Raw genomic sequence first — 23,819 nt, 5'->3', positions numbered from 1 at the left:
CCTAATTTCGCCTCATTCGGAAAAGTGCGAAGGGAGATTGCTTGCCGAGTTGGATGACGATCCGGCATTTCCTGTCCGCAAGGGAAGCAATATCAAGGCCTTCATCGAGCGCGATTTCAACGCGGTGCACAGACGCCGGTCCGGCGGATTCAAAGACTGCCAGCCCATCGGACAAGGGTACGGCGGCAATGCCCGCAACCTGTCCATCGAGTGTTTTCGCTTCTCCATCTGCCGCGGGCAGTTTCACCACGGCTTGCATGCCGGCCTCGATCTGCGGCGCCACGTCGCTCCGAACCCAGACCAGCGCCCGCACAGACCGGTTGCCCACTACCGGGTTCTCGCCGGCCTCTACCAGCACACCGTCAACCGCAACGCTACGGGCTACGCTGCCGAAGAATAACCACGCCACCAGGACGAAAAAAGCCAGGCCGACGACGGAGACCAGCAGACGTTCCCGCGGTGTGGAAATCGTCAGCAGCCGGTCGAGCTGTTCGCGCTCTTCCTTGGCTTCGGCAACCGTATTGTGAAATGAGTCAAATGGATTATTGAACACGGCCTTGGGCAGCTACCTCATGCAGAACAAGCACTGACAAGGAAAATCTCATCCGGCTTGGGCGAAAGATTCAGCGAATTATACGCAATCCCGCCGAGCCGAGGTCAAGTGCAAGGACGACGATTGCGGGATTGTGGTAGCTTGTTGTGCCTACAGCACCTTCAGGTATCCCAACACGGGGCCGTCAACCGACATACATGGAAGTCGTGTGGAGTGATACAGCCGGGAAGTAAATCCTTACGGAAGATCGCGGTTGTCGGGCGAGGAACCGCGGGGTGCATGGCGGCTGCCAGCGTGACCCGGCTTCATCCCGACAGCGACCACGAGCTGCACCACATCTACGATTCCCGCATCCCGGTCATCGGAGTGGGTGAAGGCAGTTGGCCGAGCCTGGTTCAGGAATTGCGGCAACTGACCGATCTTCCTCATGAAACCATCCAGCAGCGCCTGAATGGAACTCGCAAGTACGGCGTGGCGTTCGAGGGATGGGGTCGGCGCCATCGAGACTTCACCCACTACTTCACGCCGCAACAGGTTTCCTACGCCTACCACCTGTCCGCCGACTCCATGGCGGAGCTGCTGGAGGAAAGCACGCGTGCGCGCCACATCGACGCCAAGGTGCTAGACATCGCCAGGGTGGAGGGCGGCGCCCAAGTGGAATTCGAGGGTCTGGCGCCGGAACGCTACGACCTGGTGTTCGATGCCCGCGGTTTTCCAAGGGAACTGCATCCGGAACAGCATATCGACATCTCCTTCATCCCCACCAATACGGCCGTCATCCGTCGCTGTCCGGCCATCGTCAGGGAAGAGCCGGAGGGGCCGGTTCTGCGGCACACCTATACCCGCGCGGTTGCGCGTCCCCACGGTTGGATATTCGTCATTCCGCTGACGGTACACACATCCTACGGGTACATCTTCAACCGCGACTTGTCCAGCCTTGCCGAAGTCGAATCGGACTTTGACGCCTTCCTTGAAACAGATGACGTAACGGAATTCGAGCAACGCTCCGTCATTCCGTTTCCCAATTTCGTCCATCGTCACATCTACGATGGCACGGTGGCCCGCATCGGCAACGCGGCCACCTTCATGGAACCCCTGGAAGCAACGGCGATCGTTTCAGCGCAGTTCCAGATCGGGATGGTTCTCCAAATGCGGCTCAACCGTTCGGAAGAGTATCTCGAGCGCGACGCTCCGGTGGTCAATCGATTTCTCGTCAACAACATGCTCTGCTACGGCCTGTTCGTCGGCTGGCACTATTCCTGCGGCTCGAAGCACGACAGCCGATTTTGGCGCCACGCCCGCGACCACGCCTGGCCGCGGCACCGAACGGCGGCGGACCCCAAGTTGGTGGATTGCGCCGCGCTTCGCAGATTCGACGACATGATCGAGCTGATGAACCGGCCGGTCATCGACAAATCGGACTGGAATCGGATGTGCGCCGTCCCGCTCACCAGTTACTGTCAGTTGTCACAGGGTCTTGGGTGTTAGTTTTGGTCCCCCTCAACCCTCCTCGACGAATTGAAAGCTGAACAGCTCGGCGTTCTGCAGGAAGAAGTGCAGCTTCAGGAAACTCTCGGCGGGAATCCTGGATTGGCCTTGCCACCGCAGCGGCAAACTCACGCCATCCGCCGCGACGGTCCGGCAGTTCTGGCGTTCGAATCCGGGCAGCACTTTTCCCTGTCCGTCGGCGATGGCCGCCTGCAACCGGCCTCCTGGATGGCATTTCAGGTTGACGACCAGGCTGCCGCCGTTGGGAAAGATGGGCCGGGTCGCCAGAATCCCGGTGCGGGCCGGACCCGCCGCCAGCGAGACGAAGCGGTCCCGCTTCATTTTGGCCAGGCCCAGGGCGTAGTTCACCCCCTCCAGCTTGCCGCTCTCGGCGACCTCCAGCCCCTCGTGGAATCCCACCATCCACCAGTCGTGATGGACATTGGCGCCGCCGTGGTACACGTACAGGTCGTCGCCCACCTCGATCGGCTTGCTGCACACGGTGGCCATGTATGGATACCAGCTTCCCTCGGCCCCCGGAGCCAGCCAGGGCTGTCCCGGACGGATCCGCTTGAAGTCCTTCCCGTTGCGCGAATAAGTCAACTGGACGTCCATGGTGTTGTCGGTGTTGTGGAGGACGTTGAGCAGTCCCAGCCAGTCGTCCCCGATCCGGAACTGCTCCATGCCGTAGAACTCGTCGTCGATGTTGTCGGTTTCGTGGTCGGGCACAACCAGCGGCGTCGGGGTGGACCAGTGGATCATGTCGCTGCTCTCCATCCGGTAAATCCGCCGCCGCCTTTCCTGTCCGAACCGATGGGGATAGCTGGGGGCAATCCAGCCGCCGTCGGTGGGGTTGCGCATGTCCTGGACGACGTTGGAGCCCATGTTGGGGTGGCGTCCGTTCAGACGATAGATGCCCGATTCCGGATCGATGGAAACCGTCACCACGTCGCCTGCAACCGATCCACAATGGCCGTAGCGGACCGGCTCCGAATGGACCTTCCAGTGGATCCCGTCGCTGGAATAAGCGCTGCGAAAGGTCCCGCCGCTCGGGTCTTCGGCTTCCTGGCTGGCCCCGCTTTCGAAAATTGCCTTGTAGCGGCGGGACGGGTCGGTTTCGAGCGTATCCAGCAGAACATAGGCGCAGTGGGCCGGTCCTACCGGCTCGTAGCCGCCGAGCACCACGTTGGTGTTCCGGCCCTTTTCGGTCACGATCCCAAAGTCAGGTTTTTCCCAGGCGATCCCGTCCTCGGATTGGGCGTACAGCACCCGGGAGGGACAGGAACGGTGAAGGTCCAGGCAGAGCTTGCGGTCCGAGGGGCGGACCCAGGAGACGGCCCTGGAGAAATCGTCGATCTGCCAGTCCTCGTACCAGCATTTGAAGAGGCCGTCCTGCGGATCCTGAATCACGTTCCAGGTATTGCAGGTGAAATAGAGCACGTGCTCCCAGGGACGGTCCTTGACCAGGAGGGGGCGATCACCCGCCGGTTGGGGGGAATGGAAGCGCCGCGTCAGATTCTGGGTCTGCTCCAGCAGCAGGTCGTCGAAGAAGAACTGCCGGCGGTTGCCCACGCGAAGGTAGACGCTGTCGGAGATGAGAGAGTTCATGGGCCAGGCCTTTCTTGAAGCACCCCTGTTTCACTCCTTGTGAGCCGCCCCGTCGTATGGGACGGCGGCGCGGTTAGGTGAAAAGTGAAGAGTGGAGAGTGGTCAGTCGAGAGCTTGGGCAACCGAAAAGGGCCTGATGAACTGCCTGCGCTTAATGGAAGGACTGCGCCGAGTTCGACAAGATGCTTTGCGTGCCGATCAAATAGCTCTTCACTCTCCACTCTTCACTAGTCACCCTTCATCCTTCAAACTTCATCCTTCATCCTTCAAACTTCATCCTTCAAACTTCATCCTTCACCCTTCATCCTTCAAACTTCAAACTTCATCCTTCAAACTTCACCCTTCACCCTTCACCCTTCACCCTTCATCCTTCATCCTTCAAACTTCATCCTTCAAACTTCATCCTTCAAACTTCATCCTTCACCCTTCAAACTTCTAACTTCCCCCTTCATCCTGTCCTGGCCGCGGGTCAGCCATTCCAGGTCGAACCTGGCGAAGGTGATCCTTTCGTAGGGGGTCCGGTCGCCTCGCTCGTAGAGGCAGCCTGCCGTCAGGTCGGGCAGCACCGTCAGGCAGGAGTAGGCGGAGGGCCCGGCATGAATCTGCCGGGAGACAGGCCAGGTGCGGCCCTCGTCGTAGCTGAGACGAACCGTCATGTTCCTGCGTTCCAGGGCGGCCGGGTTGGAAAAGAGGAACCGGTCCCTGTCGTGGTCCAGCCGGTTGGTGAAGTTGGAGAGGCTGGCCTGGCAGCGAGGTTCGACCAGAGCCGGATCCAGCGCAACCTCCGACCAGCTCATCCCGCCGTCGCTGCTTCTGCTGATTCTGCGCCGGTTCCCCTCGGTCCCGCGCATGTTCAGCAATAGGGTTCCGTCGCTCAACTCCGCCACCTGGCTCTCGTTGGTGGTCCCGTTGGTATAGGCTTCGCCGCCGATCGTCCAGGACTCTCCATGGTCGTCGCTGAAGACCACGTGAGAGGCGGCGTAGCCGTCCCTTACGAAATATTTGGGGACGATCAGGCGTCCGCTTCGCATTTGCATGCCCTTGCCGGGTCCGGGGGATCCGGAGTTCCACTCCGCTTTCTTGAACATGGGGGTCAAGTCGATCCTGTCCGACCAGGTCAGGCCGTCGTCGGTGCTCTTGATGGCCCAGTACATGAAGGTATCTCCGGACAGTCCCGGCTTGGCCGTGCGGGTGCCGACTCCCACCGGGCAGTAGACGGTGAAGATCCAGATCGTGCCCGTCTGCCGGTCCACCAGCCCGCAGGAATCGGCAGTGGCGCCCTCGCCGACGTCCAGCAACACCCGGAGCGGTCCCCAGGTCCTGCCCTGGTCGGTACTCCGTTTCATGACCAGGTCGATGTTGTTGGGTGGATCTCCCGGCTTTTCCACCCGGGCGTCGCAGAACGCCAGCAGAGTCCCGCTGGTGGAGGTCAGCAGCACCGGGATGCGAAACTGGGAAATGCCGTCCTGACCGGCGACAAACACGTCGGTTTGTTCGAAGAGACCGGTCCGGGATTGGCCGGCGTCCGGCCCGATCGAGCCCGGACCGCAAGTCGGAGTGGCCAGCATTACTGCCGCCAGCAGGTAGTGCGCAAGGCGTGTCTTCACGGGTAAGCTCCTTTCAGGATGCGATCTCTTCTGCCCGGGGACGAGCCGCGTTGTGCGCCATCGGTTCATCAGCCGGTGAATCGAGGGCGTAAAGGGTGGTGGATACCGGTCGATGGTCGACGGCCGAATGGTGATCGGTCTGAAACAGCTTGCGCAATCGGTCGAAGGGCAGGGGCGATTTCCACCCGCTGAAGAGGCGCTTCCGGATTTGGGCGACCTGTTTGCCCGTCAGGGCCGGATGTCGGCGTGGAAGGCGGTCGGGCGGCTGATAGGTGGCCCCCGACAGAATGGAGGTCGGCTTCTCCAGAAAACAGCGCACCCGGTCGAACGAGCGATAGTCGAGGTAGGCCCACTGAAAATCGTCGAACTCCAGGCTGCGCCCCACCTCGGTCCGATCGGGGTCCAGCAGCACCACCGGGCCGGTTTCGACGCGGAAGGTGTCATCCGGATTTCCGTCCGCCCATTTGACCGGGTACTCGATCCGGTAGCCACGTGAAGGATCATCGCCCACGAACTCGCTGACGGCCACCAGGGGACGCCAGGATTGGACGGCTTCGCGAATCTCCTTTCCGGAGCTTAGCAACCTGGCCGGACTGGGCTGAAGGCGCCAACCGCTGGAATGGAACCGATCCACTGCCGGCCGGCTGGGGTTCAGGTTGTAGGAGGAGGTATGGACGCGCCGGATCAACACATGCTTTCCGGAAAATATCATCCAGAAGTCGTAACCCGGATCGAGGTGGGCGGACGGCGGGTCGGTCCTCAGGCCGGTTTGGGTCCGCACGGTCAGAAAGTATTCGTCGGAGCGGCCGCTGGAACGGTCGAAGACCTCGCACCGGCATTCGATCTGGATGCGGACCAGGATCTTTTGGTTCTTGGGGATGTAGTAGCAGAAAGAGCGCGAAAAGTCGGTGGCGGTGGTTTCCGAAGGCGTCGACCGGCGGTTCAGGCAGGCGGCCAGGGGCAGTGAGCTCAGAGACAGAGCGCCGGCCAGCCAGGTCCGGCGGTTGACGGTCTTTGAGGGGATTGACATGGGTCTCCTCTGCCCTGTGCCCAAGATGGCCCCTGTCACACTACGGTGGCCTTGAGGCAATGGATCGGCGGCAGCGAATGGAACAGGCACGTCCAGTCCTCCCCGCCGTCCCGACCCATCCAGAGTTGCCCGGTAGTGGTCCCGAAGTAAACCGCCGGCGAGGCCAGCCGGTCGAAGTCCATGGCATCCCGCAGCACGGTGAAGTAGCTCTCTCTTTCGGGAAGTCCCCGGTTCAGGCGTCTCCAGGAACCGCCTCCGTCCTGGCTGCGCCAGACCGCGGGCGCGCCTCCGGGACAGGTGCGGGTCACGGGTTCCAGCGGCATCACGAAGACGGTCTCGGGGTCGTGGGGATGGATGAGGATCGGCAACCCGAAATCGGAGGGAAGCCCTTCGGCGATTGACCGCCAACTGCGGCCGCGGTCGTCGCTGCGCAACACGCCGATGCCTGGTTGTTCGGGGAAGCCGCCGTGATTCTGAATGTAGAGTCTTTCCGGATTGTCGGGGTGCACGGCGATCTTGTGGACGCACTGGCCGAACTCCGGATAGGGGTCCGGCAGGAATGCCGCTGCGATTCCCTGGTTGGAGGCGTCAAAGGTTTCTCCACCATCCTCGCTCAGATAGTGGCCTCCTGTCGAGATCCCCAGGTGCACTCGGTTCTCCGAGCGGATAATGGTATGCAGGCAGAGACCGCCGCCGCCAGGCTGCCAGTGAGGCGCGTGCCGGTGGTTGCTGATGGCGGAAACCAGCTCCCAGGAGTCTCCGCCATCCCGACTTCGGAAGAGCGCCGCGGGTTCGACTCCCGACAACAGCTCCCCTTCGGCGGCGCCCGCTTCCAGCGCCCACACGTTGGTCAGGGTGCGTCCATCCTCCTTGGAGAAGGCGGGCGACGACCCCGTCTCCCGGAATTTACGGCCCAGGTCACTGGAGACCAGGATCTTCATGCCGAAAAACATGTTGCGGCTGGAGGCATAGATGCGGGGGGCGCCCCGCCTGTCGATCAGGGTGGCATCGACCGGTGCGCCGGCTCCGAACGGCCCGCGCAGGTCAAACCCGCTGTGGTCCTTGGTCGCTTCGGCCACAAAGAGTCCCTTCTTGGTTCCCACCGAGAGAATTACCCGTTCCGGCACGGAGAACCTCCTGAAACCGCGGGTAGAACGGTGAGGATGTCGCCTGGCTGAAGCCGGCTGTCCATTCCGTTCAACTCGTCGATTCGGTCACTGTTGAGGAAGAGGTTGACATGGGGGCGAAGGGCCCCCGACTCCTGGCAAATGGAGCGATACAGCCGGGGATGGCTTGGCTCGAGTTGCCGCAGGGCCGAGCCGACAGTGGCGGCCGATAACGCCAGCTCCGAGGGACACCCGGCATATCTGCAGAGGGCTGCAGAAAGCTGAACGCGGATATGATACGACTTTCCTGAGGCCGCCAACGATTCGTGCTCCTTCCTCTCCCCGGGTGCCCCTGCCCGCTCTGCAAGAATATGTCCGAGGAAATCGCTTTGTCCAGCCCGCATCTCCCGGCCGCCAGGACACGCCGGAGAGATCCGGATGTAAATTGTGTGAGGGTTGTTCATAATCCATTTCGATTCAGGGACTGAGCTGTAGGGTGTCCGACTGCATTTGGCCGTCCATGTGGCATAATCGGCAGGGCTTGGCACCTTTTTGGAACGCCGGACTGGTAGGTGGGCGTTTTGAATCTTCCACTCAGCCGAGCAGGTGATGGATGAGTTTCGCTGTCTCGGAACGCGCTCTCTTGCACCAAAAGCTCTTGACGCACTGCAGGTGTCAGTTTGCAGGAAGCCCTGCACAATCGATCGACCATTGATCTGGACAAATACCCATGAAAACCAATCGCCCTCTCTTCTGGATCGTGCTGGTGCTGCTCTCGCTGAGTTCCCTGGTGGGGGCTTACCGGTATTTTGGGGAGGCTTTCCCTCTCATCACCCTGGATCTTCAGATGGATCGGGCCACCGCCCTGCAGCGGGCCAAGGAGCTGGCCGGTCGCTACCACTGGGGCCCGCAGGATTATGAGCAGGCGGCCTCCTTCGGCTCGAGTTCTCAGGTGCAGAACTTCATCGAGCTCGAGGGCGGGGGCAAGGAGGCTTTCACCAGGGTGATGGCCAGCGACCTCTACTCCGCCTACACCTGGGGAGTCCGACACTTTCGCGAGAAGGAGACCACCGAGAGCCTGATTCGCTTTACCCCGGCCGGAGAGCTGTGGGGGTTTCGCGAGACGCTCCCGGAAGACCAGCCGGGAGCCACGCTCTCGGAAGAGAAGGCCCGACATCTGGCCGAATCCCGGCTGAAGGAGATTCTGGGAATCGAACTTGGGCCCTATGAACTGGTGGAGCACGCCCAGGAAGTGCAGCCGGGAGGGCGAACCGATCATCGGCTGGTCTACGAGCACCGGCGCCGGGATATCGGGGAAGCTCGCTACCGGCTGCGTTTGACGGTGAGCGGGGACCGGTTCACCGAGATCGGGCGCTATATCAAGGTGCCCGAGTCCTTCAACCGGCGCTACCAGGAGATGCGCTCCTCCAACACCACCATCGGGACCGTTGGAGGCGTGGCCATGGTGTTGGTCTATATCCTGGGCGGGTGTCTCATCGGTCTTTTTTTTCTCCTGCGCCGGGGATGGGTGCTGTGGAAACAAGCCCTTTTCTGGGGTCTGCTGGTTGCCTCTCTGCAAGGCCTGGTGGCCCTCAACCAGTTGCCGCTGGCCTGGATGAACTATGACACGGCCTTGTCCCGGCAGGGATTCCTGGCCGACCAGATCGTGGGGGCCCTGGTCCAGTTCGTGGCCCTGGGCATTGTGCTGACTCTCTCCTTCATGGCCGCCGAGTCGCTCTCGCGGAAGGCCTTTCCCCACCATATTCAATTCTGGAAACTGGGATCTCGGGGAGTGGCCAATACGAGGCCGGTCCTGGGATACACGGTGGCGGGATATCTACTGGTGCCGCTCTTCTTCGGGTATGAAGTGGCTCTCTATTTCTTCTCCAACAACGTGCTGGGTTGGTGGTCCCCCTCCAATGCGCTGCTGGAGCCGGATGTGCTGGCGACCTATCTGCCCTGGCTTTCATCCATTGCCATTTCGCTTCAGGCCGGTTTCTGGGAGGAGTGCCTGTTTCGGGCCGTCCCCCTGGCGGGCGCTGCGCTGCTGGGGCGTCGTTTCGGGAAGCCGGCGCTCTGGATCGGAGCCGCCATGGTCCTGCAGGCGCTGATTTTCGGGGCCGGCCACGCGGCCTATCCCACCCAACCCGCCTACGCCCGGGTGGTGGAGTTGATCCTGCCGTCCCTTTTCTTCGGCGCCATCTACCTGAGGTATGGGCTGCTGCCGGCCATCGTGCTCCACTTCGCCTTCGACGTGGTCTGGTTCGCCATTCCGCTGTTCGTGTCCGAGGCGCCCGGCGTCTGGATCGATCAGGTCCTGGTGGTCCTGCTCACCCTGGTTCCCCTGGGCGCCATCGGGTGGGTCAGATGGCGGTCCCGGGAATGGAGCGCTCTGACGCCCGACAAGTTGAACGGAGCCTGGAGTCCCCCTCCGGCCCGAGAGTCCGAGTCCGAGACGGAAGCGCCGCCGGTGGCGAGCGTTCCAGTCCTGTCTCCGGCTCTGCGGTCCGGATTGCTCCTGGGCGGGATTGCCGGGCTGGCGGTCTGGGTCCTGTTGGGGAGATTCCAGACGGACGTGCCCGCGCTGGAGGTGGACCGGGAGCAGGCGGTGACGATCGCCCGGGATGCGCTGGAGGAGAGAGGTGTTCAGATTCCTCCGTCCTGGCGGGAGATGGTCTCCGTCCGGGGGGAGCCGACCCGGTCCGGCCGCTTTGTCTGGCAGACGGCCGGACGGGAGGCCCACGGCCAACTGGCCGGTTCCTACGTGCCCGGGGCGCACTGGAGGATTCGTTATGCCACCTTTGAAGGCAGCGTGGAGGAGCGGGCAGAGGAGTACCGGGTGATTGTGGCCGACCCGGACTCGGTCCCCCGTGTGATCCACAGGCTTCCGGAAGCCCGGGAGGGAGCGGCCCTGTCCGAGGAGGAGGCGCGGTCCAAGGCCCAGGCCGCGGTTTCGGGCCGTTTCGGCCTGGCAACGGGAGATCTCGAGGAGGTTTCGGCCGACCCCTCTCAGCGGCCGGCCCGCAGGGACTGGACCTTTGTCTTTGCCGATCGGACCCAGTCGCTTCCGCAGGGCGAGGCCCGGGTAGCGGTTGTGGTAGCGGGAGACGAAGTGTCCGACGTCTACCGCCTGGTTCACCTGCCCGAGGATTGGGAGCGGGACGAGCGCAGCCGCGGCAATCTTGTCAGGATCCTCGGCATTGTCGGCGGCGGCCTGCTGGTGCTGGGAGCGGTGGTCGGAGCCGTGGTCGCGCTGATCCGGTGGAGCCGGGGGAAGTTTTCGGCTCGGACATTCTTCTGGCTGGCCTCTATCCTGATTCTGCTCCGTCTGATTGTCTTTTTCAATCGATGGCCGGCATTGACCTCGAATCTGACCACGGCCGCGCCACTAAGTCACCAGCTTCTGGCGCTGATTGCGGGCAGCCTCATCGGGATCCTCTTTCTCTCTCTCCTGGTGGCCTTGCTGTTCGGCTGGGTCAAGGCCTCGGGTTTCTGGGGCGATGAACCCACCGGCGCAAAAATCGCGCTGGGGGTGGCAATGGGGGTCGCAGCCAAGGGTCTCGAGGTGCTGGCAACCGCCTTTGCCGCCGCCAAGGCTCCGGCATGGCCTCAGTTCAGAGTGATGGACGACTACCTGCCGGCAATCGGTCCGCTGATGGAAGCGATCATCCAATACCTCACGCTCTTGTGCGTCCTGCTGGTGACGGTCACCCTCGTGGAGGTCCTGACCCGCGGCTGGAGCCGGCGCCGCTACGCCGGCGGCCTGCTGATCCTGCTGGGGCTGGCGGTGCAGGGCGCCGACGTCGAGGGTCTGGGGGAATGGCTGGTCATGGGTTTGCTGTTGGGCGCCGTGCTGCTGGCCGCCTATATCTATCTGCGGACCGAGGCGGGCCTGATCCCTCTGGCGCTGGCTTCCTACCTGGCTCTGGGTCTGATCCAGCAGGCGGTCGACCAACCCTACGGGGGAGCCCTGCTGCACTATGGCCTGGCGGCGGCAGGTCCCTTGGTTGCCGGCTGGCTCTTCTGGCGGCACCTGGGCGAGCGGGTCAAGCAGAGCGTAACCTCGGCACCGCGCTCGGAGCAGCAGGCCTGAGCTGTCTTTTTTCACGAGCCTCTTGCAAGATTCGGCAGCGGGACGTTTGCCGGGAATGGCCACAAAAGGCACAAAAACACAACTTGTGACTTTTGTGCTTAGACAGCATTTTTCACCAAGTCGCACCCGATATTGAAAAAGGCAGTACCTCAGGTTTGCCGGCACGATGACTTGCCTCGCTGCGAATTTTGCAAAAAGCTCATTATTTATCACTCATCCAGCGGCCCGGTGGGAAGTGCGGGTTGACCAACCGGAGGTAATAGATGATCCTGACGACAACTCCCTCGATCGAAGGCAAATCCATCCGCGAGTATCGCGGCATCGTGACCGGTGAGGCCATTCTGGGGGCCAACCTGGTCAAGGATCTCTTTGCCGGGATACGGGACCTGATCGGAGGCCGGTCCGCCGCCTACGAACAGGAAATGGCCAAGGCCAGGGTTATCGCCCTGGGAGAACTGGAGCAGGCCGCACGGGACCTGGGAGCCAATGCCGTGGTGGGAATCGACCTGGACTACGAAGTGCTGGGCGGAAAGGGCAGCATGCTGATGGTGAGCGTCAGCGGCACCGCCGTTGTCATTTTTTGAACCTGGACGAGTATAATTTCGGAAACCTTGTAATGAAACGGCGATCCTTTCTAGAGGCAAGCTTGGCAGGACTGGCGGCTATGGGCTGGGCGGGACGGAAAAAGTACCGCGTCGGCGTGATTGGCCACACCGGCCGCGGCAACTACGGGCACGGGCTCGATACGGTGTGGCGCGTCTTTGACGATACCGAGGTGGTGGCGGTGGCGGACCCGGACGACGAGGGCCGCACCCGGGCCAGGGAGCGCACCGGCGCCCGGCGGGATTACCGCGACTACCGCCGGATGCTGGACCGCGAGAGGCTGGATATCGTGGCCATCGCTCCGCGTTGGCTGGACCAGCGGGCGGCCATGACCACGGCTGCCGCCGAAGCCGGCTGCCACATCTTCCATGAGAAGTCCTTCGCCCCAAGCCTGACCGATGCCGACCGCATGGTGGCGGCCGTGGAGCGGAACCATGTTAAGGTCCAGATGGCCCACCAGATGCGGACCTCTCCCTTTGTGATCCGCGTCAAGGAGATGATTGAAGCCGGCGAGATCGGCATGATCCAGGAGGTGCGGGGACGGGGCAAGGAGGACCGGCGCGCCGGCGGAGAGGACCTGATGGTGCTGGGTTCCCATATCTGCGACATGATGCGCTACTTCCTGGGCGACCCCAAGTGGGTCTTCGCACACGTCTCAGAAGACGGCAAGGAGGTGGGCCGCGGGCAGGCCAGGGAGGCTACCGAACCTGTCGGACCGGTAGCCGGCAATCAGATCGCGGCGGTATTCGGCTTCGCCGGCGGCATCCACTCCTACTTCGGCTCCAAGGCCAGCGATCGAACCGACCGGAAGCGCTTCGGCCTCTGGATTTATGGCAGCAGGGGCGTGATTCACCTGCCGAACGACGTCTATCCGCGGGGCCGGCCTTACATCCTGCGCTCACCGGGTTGGCTGCCCGACGAGACCCACCGCTGGGAGCCCATCGAGGCGAAACCGCCGGCAGCAGGTCGCTTCCGGGCCGACAGCCGCACCCTGGGCAACGCCCTGCTGGTCGCCGACCTGCTGGAGGCCATCGAGCAGGACCGCAAGCCGGCCTGCAGCGAGCAGGATGGGCGTTGGACCATCGAAATGATCACCTCGGTCTACCAGTCGCAGAAGACCGGAGCCAGGGTGGACCTGCCTCTCAAGGATCGCCGCCATCCGCTGAAGACCTGGGGTTAGGAAGGGAGTGAATAGTGATCAGTGGTCAGTTGTCAGTGATCAGCCCCGCCTCCACCCTGCCGTGCCGATCATATGAGAGTGAAACAGGTTTGTTTCAGATGCTGAACGTGACGATTAAATAACTAGCCACTAACCACTGGCCACTATTCACTTTTTACCTAGGCGCGCTGCCGACCCATACGACGGGACGACTCATCGGGGCGAAACAGGGGTGTTTCAGACAAGCTACACCGGCCTGGGGCTCAATTCCCCTCTGGGTTTGACGGAGCGATTAAACACGAAGGGAGGCAGGTATCCCTGGATCATGCAGGAGAGGGCCTCGGTCACGCCCCGGCGAAGGTCCTGGCCCGACTCCACCGAGCTGGATCCCTGGTGGGGTGTGAGCACCACGTTGTCCAGCCTTCTGAGGGGGCTGTCGGCCCCCAGTGGCTCCTCCTCGGTCACATCCAGACCGGCGCCGCCGATCCGCCGTTCCTGCAGCGCCTGGATCAGCGCTGTCTCGTCCACCACGCCGCCCCGGCTGGTATTGACCAGAAACGCCGAGGGCTTCATGAGCTTCAACTCGGGAGCGCCGATGAGGTGCCGGGTCCCGGCGGCTAGAAAGGTGTGCAGGGACACCACGTCCGACTCTCCCAGGACCCGTTCCCGCGAGGTCAGCTCCACGCCGGCTTCAGCAGCCAAGCGGGGATCCACGTAGGGGTCGGTGGCCAGAATGCGCATGCCGAATCCCTGCAACCGGGGGACCATGTGGCGTCCGATGTTGCCGAAACCGACCAGTCCCAGCGTCAGCCGACCGATGCGGCGCAACGGGTGTTCCAGCGGAGGTCGGTCCCAACCGCCAGCCCTCACGTGGCGGTCGAGGATGACCACGCGCCGGGCACAGGACAGCACCAGGGCCGCCGCGTGGTCCGCAACCTCCTCCACGCAGTAGTCGGCCACGTTGAAGACCACGATGCCGCAGTCGGTGGCAGCCTCGACATCGATATTGTCCACTCCGATCCCGTAGCGGCCCACGGCCCAGCAATCGGGCAGGGCCTCCAGGACTCTCCTGGTAATGGGTGTGAACAAGCCCTCGGTCAGGATGATCCGGGCTCCGGCGCAAGCTCGAATGATCTCATCCTCGGTCTGCGCCGACAGCAGAATCAACTCCCCTCCCAGGTCCCCGACAGCTTTTCTCTCCGGGGCATAGAGGCGTTCCTTGTCTTCATCCGGACGGTCGCAGTCCACATTCACCACTCTGAACGGCTGATCTCCCTGTTGACTGGTCATGTTGTTCGCTCCTCGCTACCTGTCGATGATTTCGTCTGACTTGCTCCGCATACGTGTACCCACGCCAAGGGCATTGTACCCGAGCCCCGGGCAATGGGTAGGGTGAATCGGGCCATGTTTCCGGTGACGGACTCTGGTTTGCAGCTTGTTTGCCCCCGCCTGTATGTTCATTCTCCCCACATATACTCGTCTCTAGACCGCTTGCAAAGGCTGTGAACTTAATGCACAATCGAGAGAGGTGAAGTTGTGATTGTGCAGGGTGGACAGTTGGCGATGGGACTGACTTATTCGTCCGATTGCCCCCCTGCCAACAGTGGTTATGGCCGCCTTGAGAATTCTGGTTTGACAAGTTCGGGTCAGGGTGGCCCCAGGAGGCGAATCGTGTTCGGTAGACCGTTTGCAATTCAAGGTTTGGTGCGTGGTGGGAGTGTGGTTGTCCTTGCGGCGGTGCTGCTTGCGGCGGCCATCCCAGCCGGCGGTCAACTATTGACCTCCCGCGTGGATGGCAGGGTGCTGGATCAGACCGGCGCCGTGGTGCCGGGCGTGACGGTGACCTTGACCAACGCCGCCACCAACGTGGCCCGGGAGACCACCACCAACAGCTCAGGTCTCTACGTGTTTCCCAACGTCTCCCAGGGGACCTATAGCGTCGAAGCGGCCGCGGACGGTTTCAAGACGGCCCTGGTCGAAGACGTTCAGGTTGCGCTGGGCGCCCCCGCCAATGTCGACATCGTGGTGGAGGTGGGTGTGGTGACCCAGACGGTGGTGGTGACGGCGGCCGAGACTCAATCCGTGATGAACGAGGTCAACGCCGAAATCAGTACCAACCTCAACCGGGAGCAGGTCAAGGATCTTCCCCTGAACGGGCGCGGCGTGGTCCAGTTGGCGCTTACCCAGGCCGGCGTGACCAGTCCCGGGGGGACGCGCTCGGTCTCCATCAACGGGGGGAGAGGCACCTTCAACAACTTCACCCTGGACGGAATCAACAACCAGGACACCTTCATTCGAACCGACGCCCTCTTCGGAACCATTCCGGTGCAGGAGAGCTTCATCGAGGAGGTGAGCATTACCACCGCCAATGCCGACGTGGACGCCGGCCTGGGAAGCTCCCAGACCCATTTCGTGACCCGGTCCGGAGGCAACGCCTATCACGGCGAGGTCTTCTACTACCACCGCAACGATGCCCTCAACGCCAACAACTACTTCAACAATGCCGCCGGCCTCGACAAGGAACGGACTTTCATACACCAGTTCGGCTTCAACGTGGGCGGTCCCATCCTGAAGGACAAGCTGTTCTTCTTTTTCAACTACGAGGAGGAGCGCAGCCCCGGTACGGCATCGGTGGTCCGCACCGTCCTGACCCCGTCGGCCCGTGCCGGCAATTTCAGCTACGTCAGGCAGGACAACGGCCAGGTTGCCACGGTAAACCTCTTCGAGCTCTCCGGGTTCAGTCCCGACCCGGCCATCGCCTCCCTTGTGGATACGACCCCGCTGCCCAATGACAGCAGCGTGGGCGACGGAAGAAACACTTCCGGCTTTCGCTTCAACAGCATCGACAAGAGCGATGCCGACTGGTTTGTGCTGCGGGGAGACTATGAGATCACCCCCAGCCACTCCTTCACCGGGACCTTCCACCAGTTTCGGCTGGATACCCCCAACTCGGTTTTCAACAGTATCGGCTCCGTCTTTCCGGGTCTGCCGGGCGCCGGGCAAGACTCCAAACGCCGGCTGGCTTCCTTTGCCCTGAACAGCCTGTTGAAGGCCAACGTCACCAACGAGGCCAGGGTGGGCTACCAGAGTTCGAATCCCCGCTTCTTCACCAATGAGACTTTTCCCCTGGGCTACCGGCTGTCGTTGGGGGGTGGTTTCAGCAATCCCGTCCGGGATTTTATGGCTCAGGGGCGCGACACCCGCAACGTGGACATCATGGACCACATTTCCTGGGTCAAGGGGAACCATACCGTCAAGGTGGGGGGCAGCGTGCGCCTGACCCAGGTGGATCAGTTCAATGACGCCGGCACCGTACCCACCTACACCCTGGGGTTCGGTCCCGGGAACCCCGATCCGCTGGTGCCCGACATTTTTCCCGGAGGGATCGCTTCCGGCGAACTCAGCGCCGCCTCCGGACTCCTGGGAACCCTGGGAGGGTTTGTCGACGGCGCCGATCAGACCTTTAACGCGGCCTCGCCCATTTCGGGCTTCGTCGACGGGGCTTCCAACACCAACCTGCTCAAGCAGAACTTTGTCAACTTCTACATGGGAGACACCTGGCGGATCAGCCGCTGCCTGAGCCTGAACCTCGGCTTCCGCTGGGAGTATCACTCGGTGCCCGACGAGGCCAAGGGACTGGCACTCCTTCCGGTGGGCGGGTGGCAAGCGGTGCTGGATCCGGACGCCGTAGTGGATCTGGCCGGCTCCACCAACGGAAGGCCCTTTTACACCGGCGACGGCAACAACTTCGCACCCAACATCGGGATCGCCTATCAGCCCGGGCCCGGGCACCGGACCGTCATCCGGGCCGGCTACGGCATCAACTACGTGGTCGACAACGGCTTTACCACGGTGCTGAATGCCCTGCGGGGCAACGACGGCCTGAGCCAGTCGGTGTCCCTGTCGGGACTCAGCGGCACGGTCAGCGGCGGCGGGCTGGTTCCCATTCCGGTTCCCGAGTTCCGGATTCCCCGCACCGCCCGGGACGGCATTCTGGCCGATTCCACGGCAGCCCTCTTCACCATCGATCCCGACATGCGCACCCCCTACGTGCAGCAGTGGAACATCGGGGTGCAGCACAGGCTCATGCAGGACACGGCCGTCGAGTTGCGCTACGTGGGCAACCACGGCGTCAAGCTGACCCGGGCCATCGATCTCAACCAGGTGCTGTTGCCCCCGGGCTTCATCGAGGACTTCCGGCGCGCCCAACGCAACCTGGCGGCCAACGGGGATCCCAGGGTGGGCGAGCCGCTGCAGGTCTTTCCGCAACTGGGTCTAGCGGGCTTCCTGCAGGCAGGGTACGTCCAGAACTGGATTCGGAACGGTGAGATCGGCCAGTATATCGGTGGCTTTGTGGCCCCCAACCGCATTTTCTTCCTCAACGGGGAGGGAGGCGAGCGCTTCGGGGCCACCCTGCCCGCCAGCTACTTCCTGCGCAATCCCAACGCCTTCGTGAGCGACGTGGTGGGCAACAACGCCTTCTCCAATTACCACGCCCTCCAAGTCGAGATCAGGCGGCGCTTGCGCTCGGGACTGACGGGCCAGTTCAACTATACCTGGGGGAAGGTGCTGACCAATTTCTCCGGCAGCCAGTCCAACTTCCGGGGGCTCTTCGACAACGCCCAGCCGGAGCTGGAGATCCTGCGTCCCGGCTTCGACATCACCCACACCTTCAACGGCAACTGGGTGTGGGAGATTCCCCTCGGCGCCGGACGCCGGTGGATGAACAGCGGCAGCATCCTGGACACTATCGCCGGCGGCTGGGACCTCAGCGGATTCTTCAGGATGCGGTCAGGAGAGGTGGTCAACATCATCTCCCAAAGAGGAACCATCAATCGCGGCGGTTCCCGTGCGCTGACCAATACCGTGCACCTGGAGGGAATCGATATCAAGGCTCTCCAGACCAAGACCGGGGCCCACCGCCACCCGGACGGCCGGGTGACGCTGTTCGACTCGAGCCTCATTTCCGAGGGCGGCTTCGGCAATCCCAACGTTTTCAAGAATCCGGCCCTTCTGCAGGCGGGAAGTCTGGCCATGTCTCCTGTCAGCGGCCCCTGGTTCACCACGCTGGACGTGGGCCTGCGCAAAAGCGTTGCGCTGCCCTTCACGGAAGAATCGCGGCTGCAGCTTCGAGTGGACGCCTTCAATGTCCTCAATCACACCAACTTCAGCGTGACCAGCACCTCGGGACTAACCGGCCTGGGGGTTGTCAACATGCACAATCCCAACACTACCGACTTCGGCCTGATCAGCTCGGCTTTCTCCGCCCGCACCCTCCAGGTCGGTCTGAAAGTGGAGTTCTAGTCGGCACCCACGAGGGGAGATGAAGAATCACCAATGAACACCAATAAATGGATCGACGAATTGTGCTGGTGTCCATTCGTGGTTCTTCCTTATTGACGATCGGTCGTTTTTTCCGGAACGATTCGCGGGGCAGGGTGGAAGTTCAGTAAAGCACCTACTTGACCGGGGGCGTCCGAATTCCACCCAAGCTTCCGGTCGGCGGCTGAGGCGCAATCCCCTGGACCGCATTTCCACACCGAGAGTGGGTTAACGACCGGCAGATCCTTCCAGCCTGATTGTTTTCAGGAAACAACTCGCGTAGAATACCCGCCGTTATGGACACCGCACCCGGCCAACCCTGGCACAAGAAGCTGCACTGGCGGATCGCGATTGCGATGCTGCTGGGCATCGTTGCCGGTCTGATCGGCGGGGAGACCCTGGCTGACAAGGTGGGCTGGCTGGGCGACCTCTTCATCCGTCTGCTGAAGATGATCATCGTGCCCCTGGTGCTGACCTCAATCATTACGGGTGTGGCTTCGGTCGGGGCAGGGGCCGGCTTGAAGCGTCTGTTCGGGAAAACCCTGGGTTACTACGTAATGACCAGCCTGACCGCCTGCCTGGTGGGCCTGGTGATGGTAAACACCATCCGTCCTGGAGTCGGCGCAGACCTTGTGGATGCCGAGACAAAGAAGATGCCCGATCTCACCGTCATCCAGTCTCCCGTGGACCTGATCCTGGACATCGTGCCCGAGAACATCGTTTCGGCAGCGGCAAAGCCCAATATGCTCTCGATCATCTTCTTCTCGATCGTGGTGGGCATCAGCATCAGCAGTCTCCGGGATCGTTACCGTGAGCCCTTGCTGAACTTTTTCGAGGCAGGCTTCGAAGCCATGATGCGCCTGACCGGCGGAATCATTCGCATCGTGGCTCCTCTGGGAGTGTTCGGCCTGATCGTGCGCCTGGTAGGCACCACGGGCCTGGGGGCCTTCAAGGCTTTGGGTCTTTATGCCCTGATGCTGGTCTGCGGCCTGACGATACACCTGTTGCTCACTTTGCCGCTGGTTCTGCGCTTCCTTGGCGGGATCAATCCGATCGTGCATTTCCGGAACATGGTCGAGCCGATCGTGATGGCCTTTTCCACCAGTTCGTCGGGTGCCACCTTGCCCGTCACCATCAATGCCGTGGAGAACAAGGTCGGGGTGTCTAACCGGGTCAGTTCCTTCGTGCTGCCGATGGGGGCCACCGTCAACATGGACGGCACGGCTCTCTACGAATGCGCAGGGGTGCTCTTTATCGCTCAGGCGATGGGGGTTTCTCTGGGTCTGGAGCAGCAGTTGCTGGTGGTGTTCACGGCGCTGTTGGCCTCCATTGGTGCGGCGGCCGTGCCCTCCGCCGGGCTGGTGGTGATCTTCATTGTTCTGGAGGCCGTCAACCTGAGAGGACCTCAGGTGGAGCTGATCGTGGGCGCCATGCTGGCGGTGGACCGTCCCCTGGACATGTACCGCACCGTGGTCAACGTCTTCAGCGATTCCTGCGGCGCGGCCATCATCGCACGTTCCGAAGGTGAGACAGGAGTGGATGAAGCGGTTGCGCCTGCGTCCTGAACGGCGCTACCGATCCGGGTTCGCAGCCGGCGCCGTTCCTGAGATGGCCCTGGAAAAACGTGGCGATCCCGGGTGAGTTCATGTAGAGTCATTAGTTTAGCGGTCATTCTGACGTTCCTTGAAGACTAGCGAGGCGCTATGCAGAAAGGGAATAGCTCTGGAATGGAATCCCAGTCCTTGTCGTCGAAGTCCGACCCGTTGAATCCCGGGCCGCCTGTCCAATCGTCTCCCGCAATTCCGGCTGCGGCAAGATCCGCCCGTGGAGGCGCCGGTAGAACCGCGGCCATCGGAAAATCGCTGGTGCTTACCGGAACCCTTGCCGGCCAGGAAGATGTCTTTATTGACGGCACCGTGGAAGGGACCATCGAGTTGCCGGAAAGCGACCTGACCATCGGTCCCAACGGAAACGTGAAAGCCAACATCAAGGCCAGGAAGATCACGGTGTTCGGGCGGGTTACCGGGAAAATGTTTCCCTCGGAGAGGATCGAGCTTCTCAAGACCGCCACAGTCAGGGGTACGGTAAAGACACCCCGAATTGTGGTTGAGGAGGGAGCGGTCATTCATGGAAAGATCGAGTCCCTCGGACAAGACATGAACTTCCCGGCGGCCAAGAAAACCAAACCCCTGATCATTCGACAGGAAAGCCGCGGTTGAATCCGGAAGGTGCCGTCAAATGAGGACAGCCAACATAGGAGAATCCCTCAGATTCGAGGGCACTCTGAGTGGACTCGAAGACGTTATTGTTGACGGGGAAGTGAAGGGAACCATCCGGCTTCCGGAATACAGCTTGACCGTCGGCCCCAACGGAAGAATCATTGCCGACATCGAAGCCAGGAACCTGACGGTTCTTGGTCACATCACAGGGAATATAGTCTGCCTTGAGCGCATGAGGCTTTGCGATACCGGCTCGATCGATGGCGACGTGAGGACGCCGCGGATCCTCATTGAGGACGGAGCCGTCGTCCGTGGCAGGATCGACGTAGCCAAGACGCCACCGGCATCCGAGGTCGTGCCGCAGTCCAAGTCTGCTTCTCTTTCCACACCAGCCGTGCACTCCCCGGATTCCTGAGGATGTTGCCGGAGGCTTCCGCCATTTCCTCCCTGTGGCGGTTGAGATTCTCAAGAGCAGCCCGGAAAAACGTAAACCCTACCACACGGGGATGTTTCGGCCAACGGCAAGGTCTCAGAAGTCGCAAAAAGGCCCGCCAAAGCCCTGCAATTACTACCTCTCCCGAGAGCAGCACAAGCCGTGCCGGCCTATGGATCCGGAAATGATCCCGGCGATGAAATGAGCCCATCTGGATTCCGGAAAATTGGTTGAATAGCTCTGGATGGGACTACCTAGCCCGGGCCCACCGGTTCTGGGCAAACTAGGCGACTTGGTCCGGCGACTATGGATATGGTTTGCCCATACGTTTCAATATTGCTAGTATGGTTTTCATGAAGACGACGATTGATATCCATGACGAGTTGCTGACACGCGCCAAACAGCACGCTAGGAAAAAAGGGTGTTCGTTGCGTTCCGTGGTGGAGGAGGGTCTCCGTCAACTGCTCTCCCTGCCAGAATCACGGAACCGGTACCGGTTGCCGGATCTGAGCACTGGGAATCCGGAGGCTGCCGACCCGCTGGAGGCCTATTCGTGGCAGGACCTGCGTGGAATGATTTACGGAGAGCCGGAGAGACATTGATTGCGGTCGATACGAACTTGCTGGTCTATGCCCACCGCAGGGAGTCACGATTGCACAAGGCAGCTCGTGAGGTCTTGCGGGAGTTGGCTGAAGGAGACAGGGTTTGGGCCATTCCCTGGCCTTGCTGCTACGAGTTTCTAAGCGTCGTGACCAATCACCGAATCTGGAGGGAGGCAGCCACTCCGCCGCTACTTGCCTGGCAGCAGCTCGAAGCCTGGACGGCGTCGCCAGGCAATCGGCTTCTCGGTGAGACAGACGATTTCTTGGAGATTCTGGGTGTCCTGGTTCAGCGGTCGCGAGTACGGGGAGCCATCGTGCACGACGCTCGGATTGCGGCGATCTGTCTCGCCCACGGCGTTGAATTCCTGCTCACCCGAGACCGCGACTTTTCCTTATTTCCCGAACTCAACCGGAGGGATCCGTTCCATGACCGGCGTCCGGCTCTGTAAATTCAGCTTTTGAGTGAGAGCGCCTCGGCCTCGCCGCTTCACGAGCTGCTCCGACCTAACTTTTTCAATTCTGGCTTCGATTCCCCTCAGTTGATCCTAGTGTCCCTTCGCGGGATCCTCTTGTTCCTCTTTTTCTTTCCTGTCCTACCAATTCCATCCTCGCCACCAGCGCGGTCCTGGCCAGTTCAAGATCAGAAGAATCGCATTGTGTAGGTCACCCGGATGCCACGCCCAATCTCGGGAGCCAGATCCTTGATGAATGAGGAATGGTTCCGGTAGAGCCGGTCGCTCAGGTTGAAGACCTTGAACGAGAACTGATGGGCCAGGTGCGGCTGGGCGAAGGTGTAAGAGGCCTTCAGGTTCATCACGGCGTATCCCGGTGTGCGGGTCTCTCCGGTAAAGGTCTGGTGCTGCTGAGCGGCCATGATCAGTTCCGGCGCGACCCGAAATCCCCGGTGGTTGAAGTCGAACCCGAGCTTGCCTCGAAGCGGAGGAATTCTCGGCAGCGGTGTGCCCAGGTCGGTCTCCTGGGCATCCACGTAATCCATGCCGAGGTTGAGCCAGAGCTTGGGATTCAGGTTGATGTCGAGGTTGGCTTCCGTTCCCAGGAAGCGGGCATTGAGCTGGGTGAATTCGATCACCGGTAACCCACCTGCGACTGTCCCGGGTGCAAAGGGAAAGATGAAGTTGTCGAAGTTGTAGTAGAAGAGGTTGAGTTCTCCTCTCAGACTCCGACTGTTGTGGCGCAGGGACATTTCGATGCCGTCACCCGTTTCCGGGCGAAGGGTCGGGTCGCCTATCTCGAAGGACAGCGTCCCCGCGTGGGGGCCGTAGTTGTAGAGTTCCTCCAGGGAGGGAGCCCGGAAGGAGTGGGAGTAGTTGACGACCAGCGATCCTCCACTCCAGGTGTCCACCTGCAGGCCGGCTGACGCCGATGCTCCGGTCAAGGTGCGATTGACGGCCTCGGGGACTTCCTCGCCTTCTTCGGCCCCGTGATCGTGCTCGTCATGGCCGTGACCGTCCTCTTCGTCTGCATGATCTCCCCCGAGGTCGGTAAGACCCGGCCGGTAGCGCTGGGTCTCCACTCGGCCGCCAAACTGGAACCTGGTGGTCTCGAAGTCCAATTCCTCCAGGGCAAAAAGGGCGAATCCGGTCTGATCGATGGGGGGTGACAGCGCTTCTTCCCCGACTGCCGAGTATTCTCGATCCAGTCCCCAGAAGCCGAAGCGACCGCTCAACGGTCCAACCTTTTTCTGCTCGAAGACTCCCCGGTAGACGAATTCCTGCTGGTCGAAGGTTGTGCCGACATGCTGTGCCCCGCTCTCGAAGAACTCGATCTCCTTGTGATTCCAGTCGGTCAGGTTCAGTTTCAGAACGAATTCGTCAACGGCCTTCCCCAGGTCGCGCAATCCCCCGGTAAAGCGGAAATTCCGGCGCCGTGAGTCGAGAAGGATGCGTTCAATCTCGTCCTCGCCGTGTCCGTGCTCGTCTTCTTCCTCGTCGTGATCCTCATCCTCGTCGTGGTCGTGATCCTCGTCCTCGTCGTG

The 23,819-nt window shown here is 61.7% G+C and carries 17 protein-coding genes; 10 read left to right on the top strand and 7 right to left on the bottom strand.

Annotated elements, in window-relative coordinates:
* Nucleotide 1 precedes the first annotated feature (1 nt).
* A complete protein-coding gene (locus OXI69_12700) occupies nt 2–553 on the bottom strand; it encodes a hypothetical protein (GenBank protein MDE2667001.1) in 552 nt (183 codons plus the stop codon).
* A 213-nt stretch (nt 554–766) separates the two neighbouring features.
* On the opposite strand from OXI69_12700, the gene OXI69_12695 reads away from it, so the two are divergent.
* Nucleotides 767–2,041, top strand: a complete 1,275-nt coding sequence (locus OXI69_12695) for a tryptophan 7-halogenase (GenBank protein MDE2667000.1) — start codon at nt 767–769, stop codon at nt 2,039–2,041.
* Between the two features lie 12 nt (nt 2,042–2,053).
* On the opposite strand, the gene OXI69_12690 is transcribed toward OXI69_12695, so the two are convergent.
* From OXI69_12690 to OXI69_12675, 4 genes are all read right to left on the bottom strand, one after another.
* Nucleotides 2,054–3,649, bottom strand: coding sequence for a hypothetical protein (locus tag OXI69_12690; GenBank protein MDE2666999.1), 1,596 nt, complete (start codon nt 3,647–3,649; stop codon nt 2,054–2,056).
* 413 nt (nt 3,650–4,062) lie between these two features.
* Nucleotides 4,063–5,256, bottom strand: a complete 1,194-nt coding sequence (locus tag OXI69_12685; protein MDE2666998.1) for a sialidase family protein — start codon at nt 5,254–5,256, stop codon at nt 4,063–4,065.
* 13 nt (nt 5,257–5,269) lie between these two features.
* Nucleotides 5,270–6,286: a hypothetical protein gene (locus OXI69_12680; protein MDE2666997.1), complete on the bottom strand. Its 1,017-nt coding sequence runs from the start codon at nt 6,284–6,286 to the stop codon at nt 5,270–5,272.
* A 35-nt stretch (nt 6,287–6,321) separates the two neighbouring features.
* Nucleotides 6,322–7,413, bottom strand: a complete 1,092-nt coding sequence (locus OXI69_12675) for an exo-alpha-sialidase (protein MDE2666996.1) — start codon at nt 7,411–7,413, stop codon at nt 6,322–6,324.
* Between the two features lie 709 nt (nt 7,414–8,122).
* Between OXI69_12675 and OXI69_12670 the strand changes: the two genes are divergently transcribed.
* The 3 genes from OXI69_12670 (at nt 8,123) to OXI69_12660 (ending at nt 13,268) form a co-directional block, all read left to right on the top strand.
* Nucleotides 8,123–11,485 carry a CPBP family intramembrane metalloprotease gene (locus OXI69_12670; protein ID MDE2666995.1) on the top strand — a complete coding sequence of 1,121 codons (3,363 nt, stop codon included), beginning with the start codon at nt 8,123–8,125 and terminating at the stop codon, nt 11,483–11,485.
* Nucleotides 11,486–11,748: 263 nt separating this feature from the next.
* The gene (locus OXI69_12665) at nt 11,749–12,069 is read left to right on the top strand and encodes a heavy metal-binding domain-containing protein (protein MDE2666994.1); all 321 of its coding nucleotides are present in this window, start codon (nt 11,749–11,751) and stop codon (nt 12,067–12,069) included.
* A gap of 32 nt (nt 12,070–12,101) precedes the next feature.
* Nucleotides 12,102–13,268: a Gfo/Idh/MocA family oxidoreductase gene (locus tag OXI69_12660; GenBank protein MDE2666993.1), complete on the top strand. Its 1,167-nt coding sequence runs from the start codon at nt 12,102–12,104 to the stop codon at nt 13,266–13,268.
* Between the two features lie 225 nt (nt 13,269–13,493).
* Here the strand turns inward: OXI69_12660 and OXI69_12655 are convergent, their stop codons facing one another.
* Nucleotides 13,494–14,537 (bottom strand): C-terminal binding protein, encoded by a 1,044-nt coding sequence (locus OXI69_12655; protein MDE2666992.1) that lies wholly within the window; start codon nt 14,535–14,537, stop codon nt 13,494–13,496.
* A 381-nt stretch (nt 14,538–14,918) separates the two neighbouring features.
* On the opposite strand from OXI69_12655, the gene OXI69_12650 reads away from it, so the two are divergent.
* The 6 genes from OXI69_12650 (at nt 14,919) to OXI69_12625 (ending at nt 22,272) form a co-directional block, all read left to right on the top strand.
* Nucleotides 14,919–18,551: a carboxypeptidase-like regulatory domain-containing protein gene (locus OXI69_12650; protein ID MDE2666991.1), complete on the top strand. Its 3,633-nt coding sequence runs from the start codon at nt 14,919–14,921 to the stop codon at nt 18,549–18,551.
* A gap of 314 nt (nt 18,552–18,865) precedes the next feature.
* Complete coding sequence (locus tag OXI69_12645; GenBank protein ID MDE2666990.1) at nt 18,866–20,134, top strand: dicarboxylate/amino acid:cation symporter; 1,269 nt, start codon at nt 18,866–18,868, stop codon at nt 20,132–20,134.
* A gap of 162 nt (nt 20,135–20,296) precedes the next feature.
* Nucleotides 20,297–20,788, top strand: coding sequence for a polymer-forming cytoskeletal protein (locus tag OXI69_12640; GenBank protein MDE2666989.1), 492 nt, complete (start codon nt 20,297–20,299; stop codon nt 20,786–20,788).
* Nucleotides 20,789–20,807: 19 nt separating this feature from the next.
* Nucleotides 20,808–21,203 (top strand): polymer-forming cytoskeletal protein, encoded by a 396-nt coding sequence (locus OXI69_12635; protein MDE2666988.1) that lies wholly within the window; start codon nt 20,808–20,810, stop codon nt 21,201–21,203.
* 371 nt (nt 21,204–21,574) lie between these two features.
* Entirely contained in the window at nt 21,575–21,823 is a 249-nt protein-coding gene (locus OXI69_12630; protein MDE2666987.1) for a type II toxin-antitoxin system VapB family antitoxin, read from the top strand.
* On the top strand, nt 21,820–22,272 hold the full coding sequence (locus tag OXI69_12625; protein MDE2666986.1) for a PIN domain-containing protein: 453 nt from the start codon (nt 21,820–21,822) through the stop codon (nt 22,270–22,272). The genes OXI69_12630 and OXI69_12625 overlap by 4 nt, the downstream gene beginning before the upstream one ends.
* A 191-nt stretch (nt 22,273–22,463) precedes the next feature.
* Here the strand turns inward: OXI69_12625 and OXI69_12620 are convergent.
* On the bottom strand, nt 22,464–23,819 hold a 1,356-nt coding region (locus OXI69_12620), incomplete at its 5' end, for a TonB-dependent receptor (GenBank protein MDE2666985.1).

Source organism: Acidobacteriota bacterium (assembly GCA_028875575.1).
GTDB lineage: Bacteria > Acidobacteriota > Terriglobia > Versatilivoradales > Versatilivoraceae > Versatilivorator.
Note: the sequence above shows the minus strand (reverse complement) of the source record. Positions and strands in the feature narration are given on the sequence as shown.

What these genes read in the sequence shown, in the direction of transcription:
- OXI69_12690 (MDE2666999.1), bottom strand. Translation starts at nt 3,649, where the DNA reads ATGAACTCTCTCATCTCCGACAGCGTCTACCTTCGCGTGGGCAACCGC.
- OXI69_12660 (MDE2666993.1), top strand. Translation starts at nt 12,102, where the DNA reads ATGAAACGGCGATCCTTTCTAGAGGCAAGCTTGGCAGGACTGGCGGCT.
- OXI69_12635 (MDE2666988.1), top strand. Translation starts at nt 20,808, where the DNA reads ATGAGGACAGCCAACATAGGAGAATCCCTCAGATTCGAGGGCACTCTG.
- OXI69_12655 (MDE2666992.1), bottom strand. Translation starts at nt 14,537, where the DNA reads ATGACCAGTCAACAGGGAGATCAGCCGTTCAGAGTGGTGAATGTGGAC.
- OXI69_12640 (MDE2666989.1), top strand. Translation starts at nt 20,297, where the DNA reads ATGGAATCCCAGTCCTTGTCGTCGAAGTCCGACCCGTTGAATCCCGGG.
- OXI69_12665 (MDE2666994.1), top strand. Translation starts at nt 11,749, where the DNA reads ATGATCCTGACGACAACTCCCTCGATCGAAGGCAAATCCATCCGCGAG.
- OXI69_12680 (MDE2666997.1), bottom strand. Translation starts at nt 6,286, where the DNA reads ATGTCAATCCCCTCAAAGACCGTCAACCGCCGGACCTGGCTGGCCGGC.
- OXI69_12630 (MDE2666987.1), top strand. Translation starts at nt 21,575, where the DNA reads ATGAAGACGACGATTGATATCCATGACGAGTTGCTGACACGCGCCAAA.
- OXI69_12645 (MDE2666990.1), top strand. Translation starts at nt 18,866, where the DNA reads ATGGACACCGCACCCGGCCAACCCTGGCACAAGAAGCTGCACTGGCGG.
- OXI69_12670 (MDE2666995.1), top strand. Translation starts at nt 8,123, where the DNA reads ATGAAAACCAATCGCCCTCTCTTCTGGATCGTGCTGGTGCTGCTCTCG.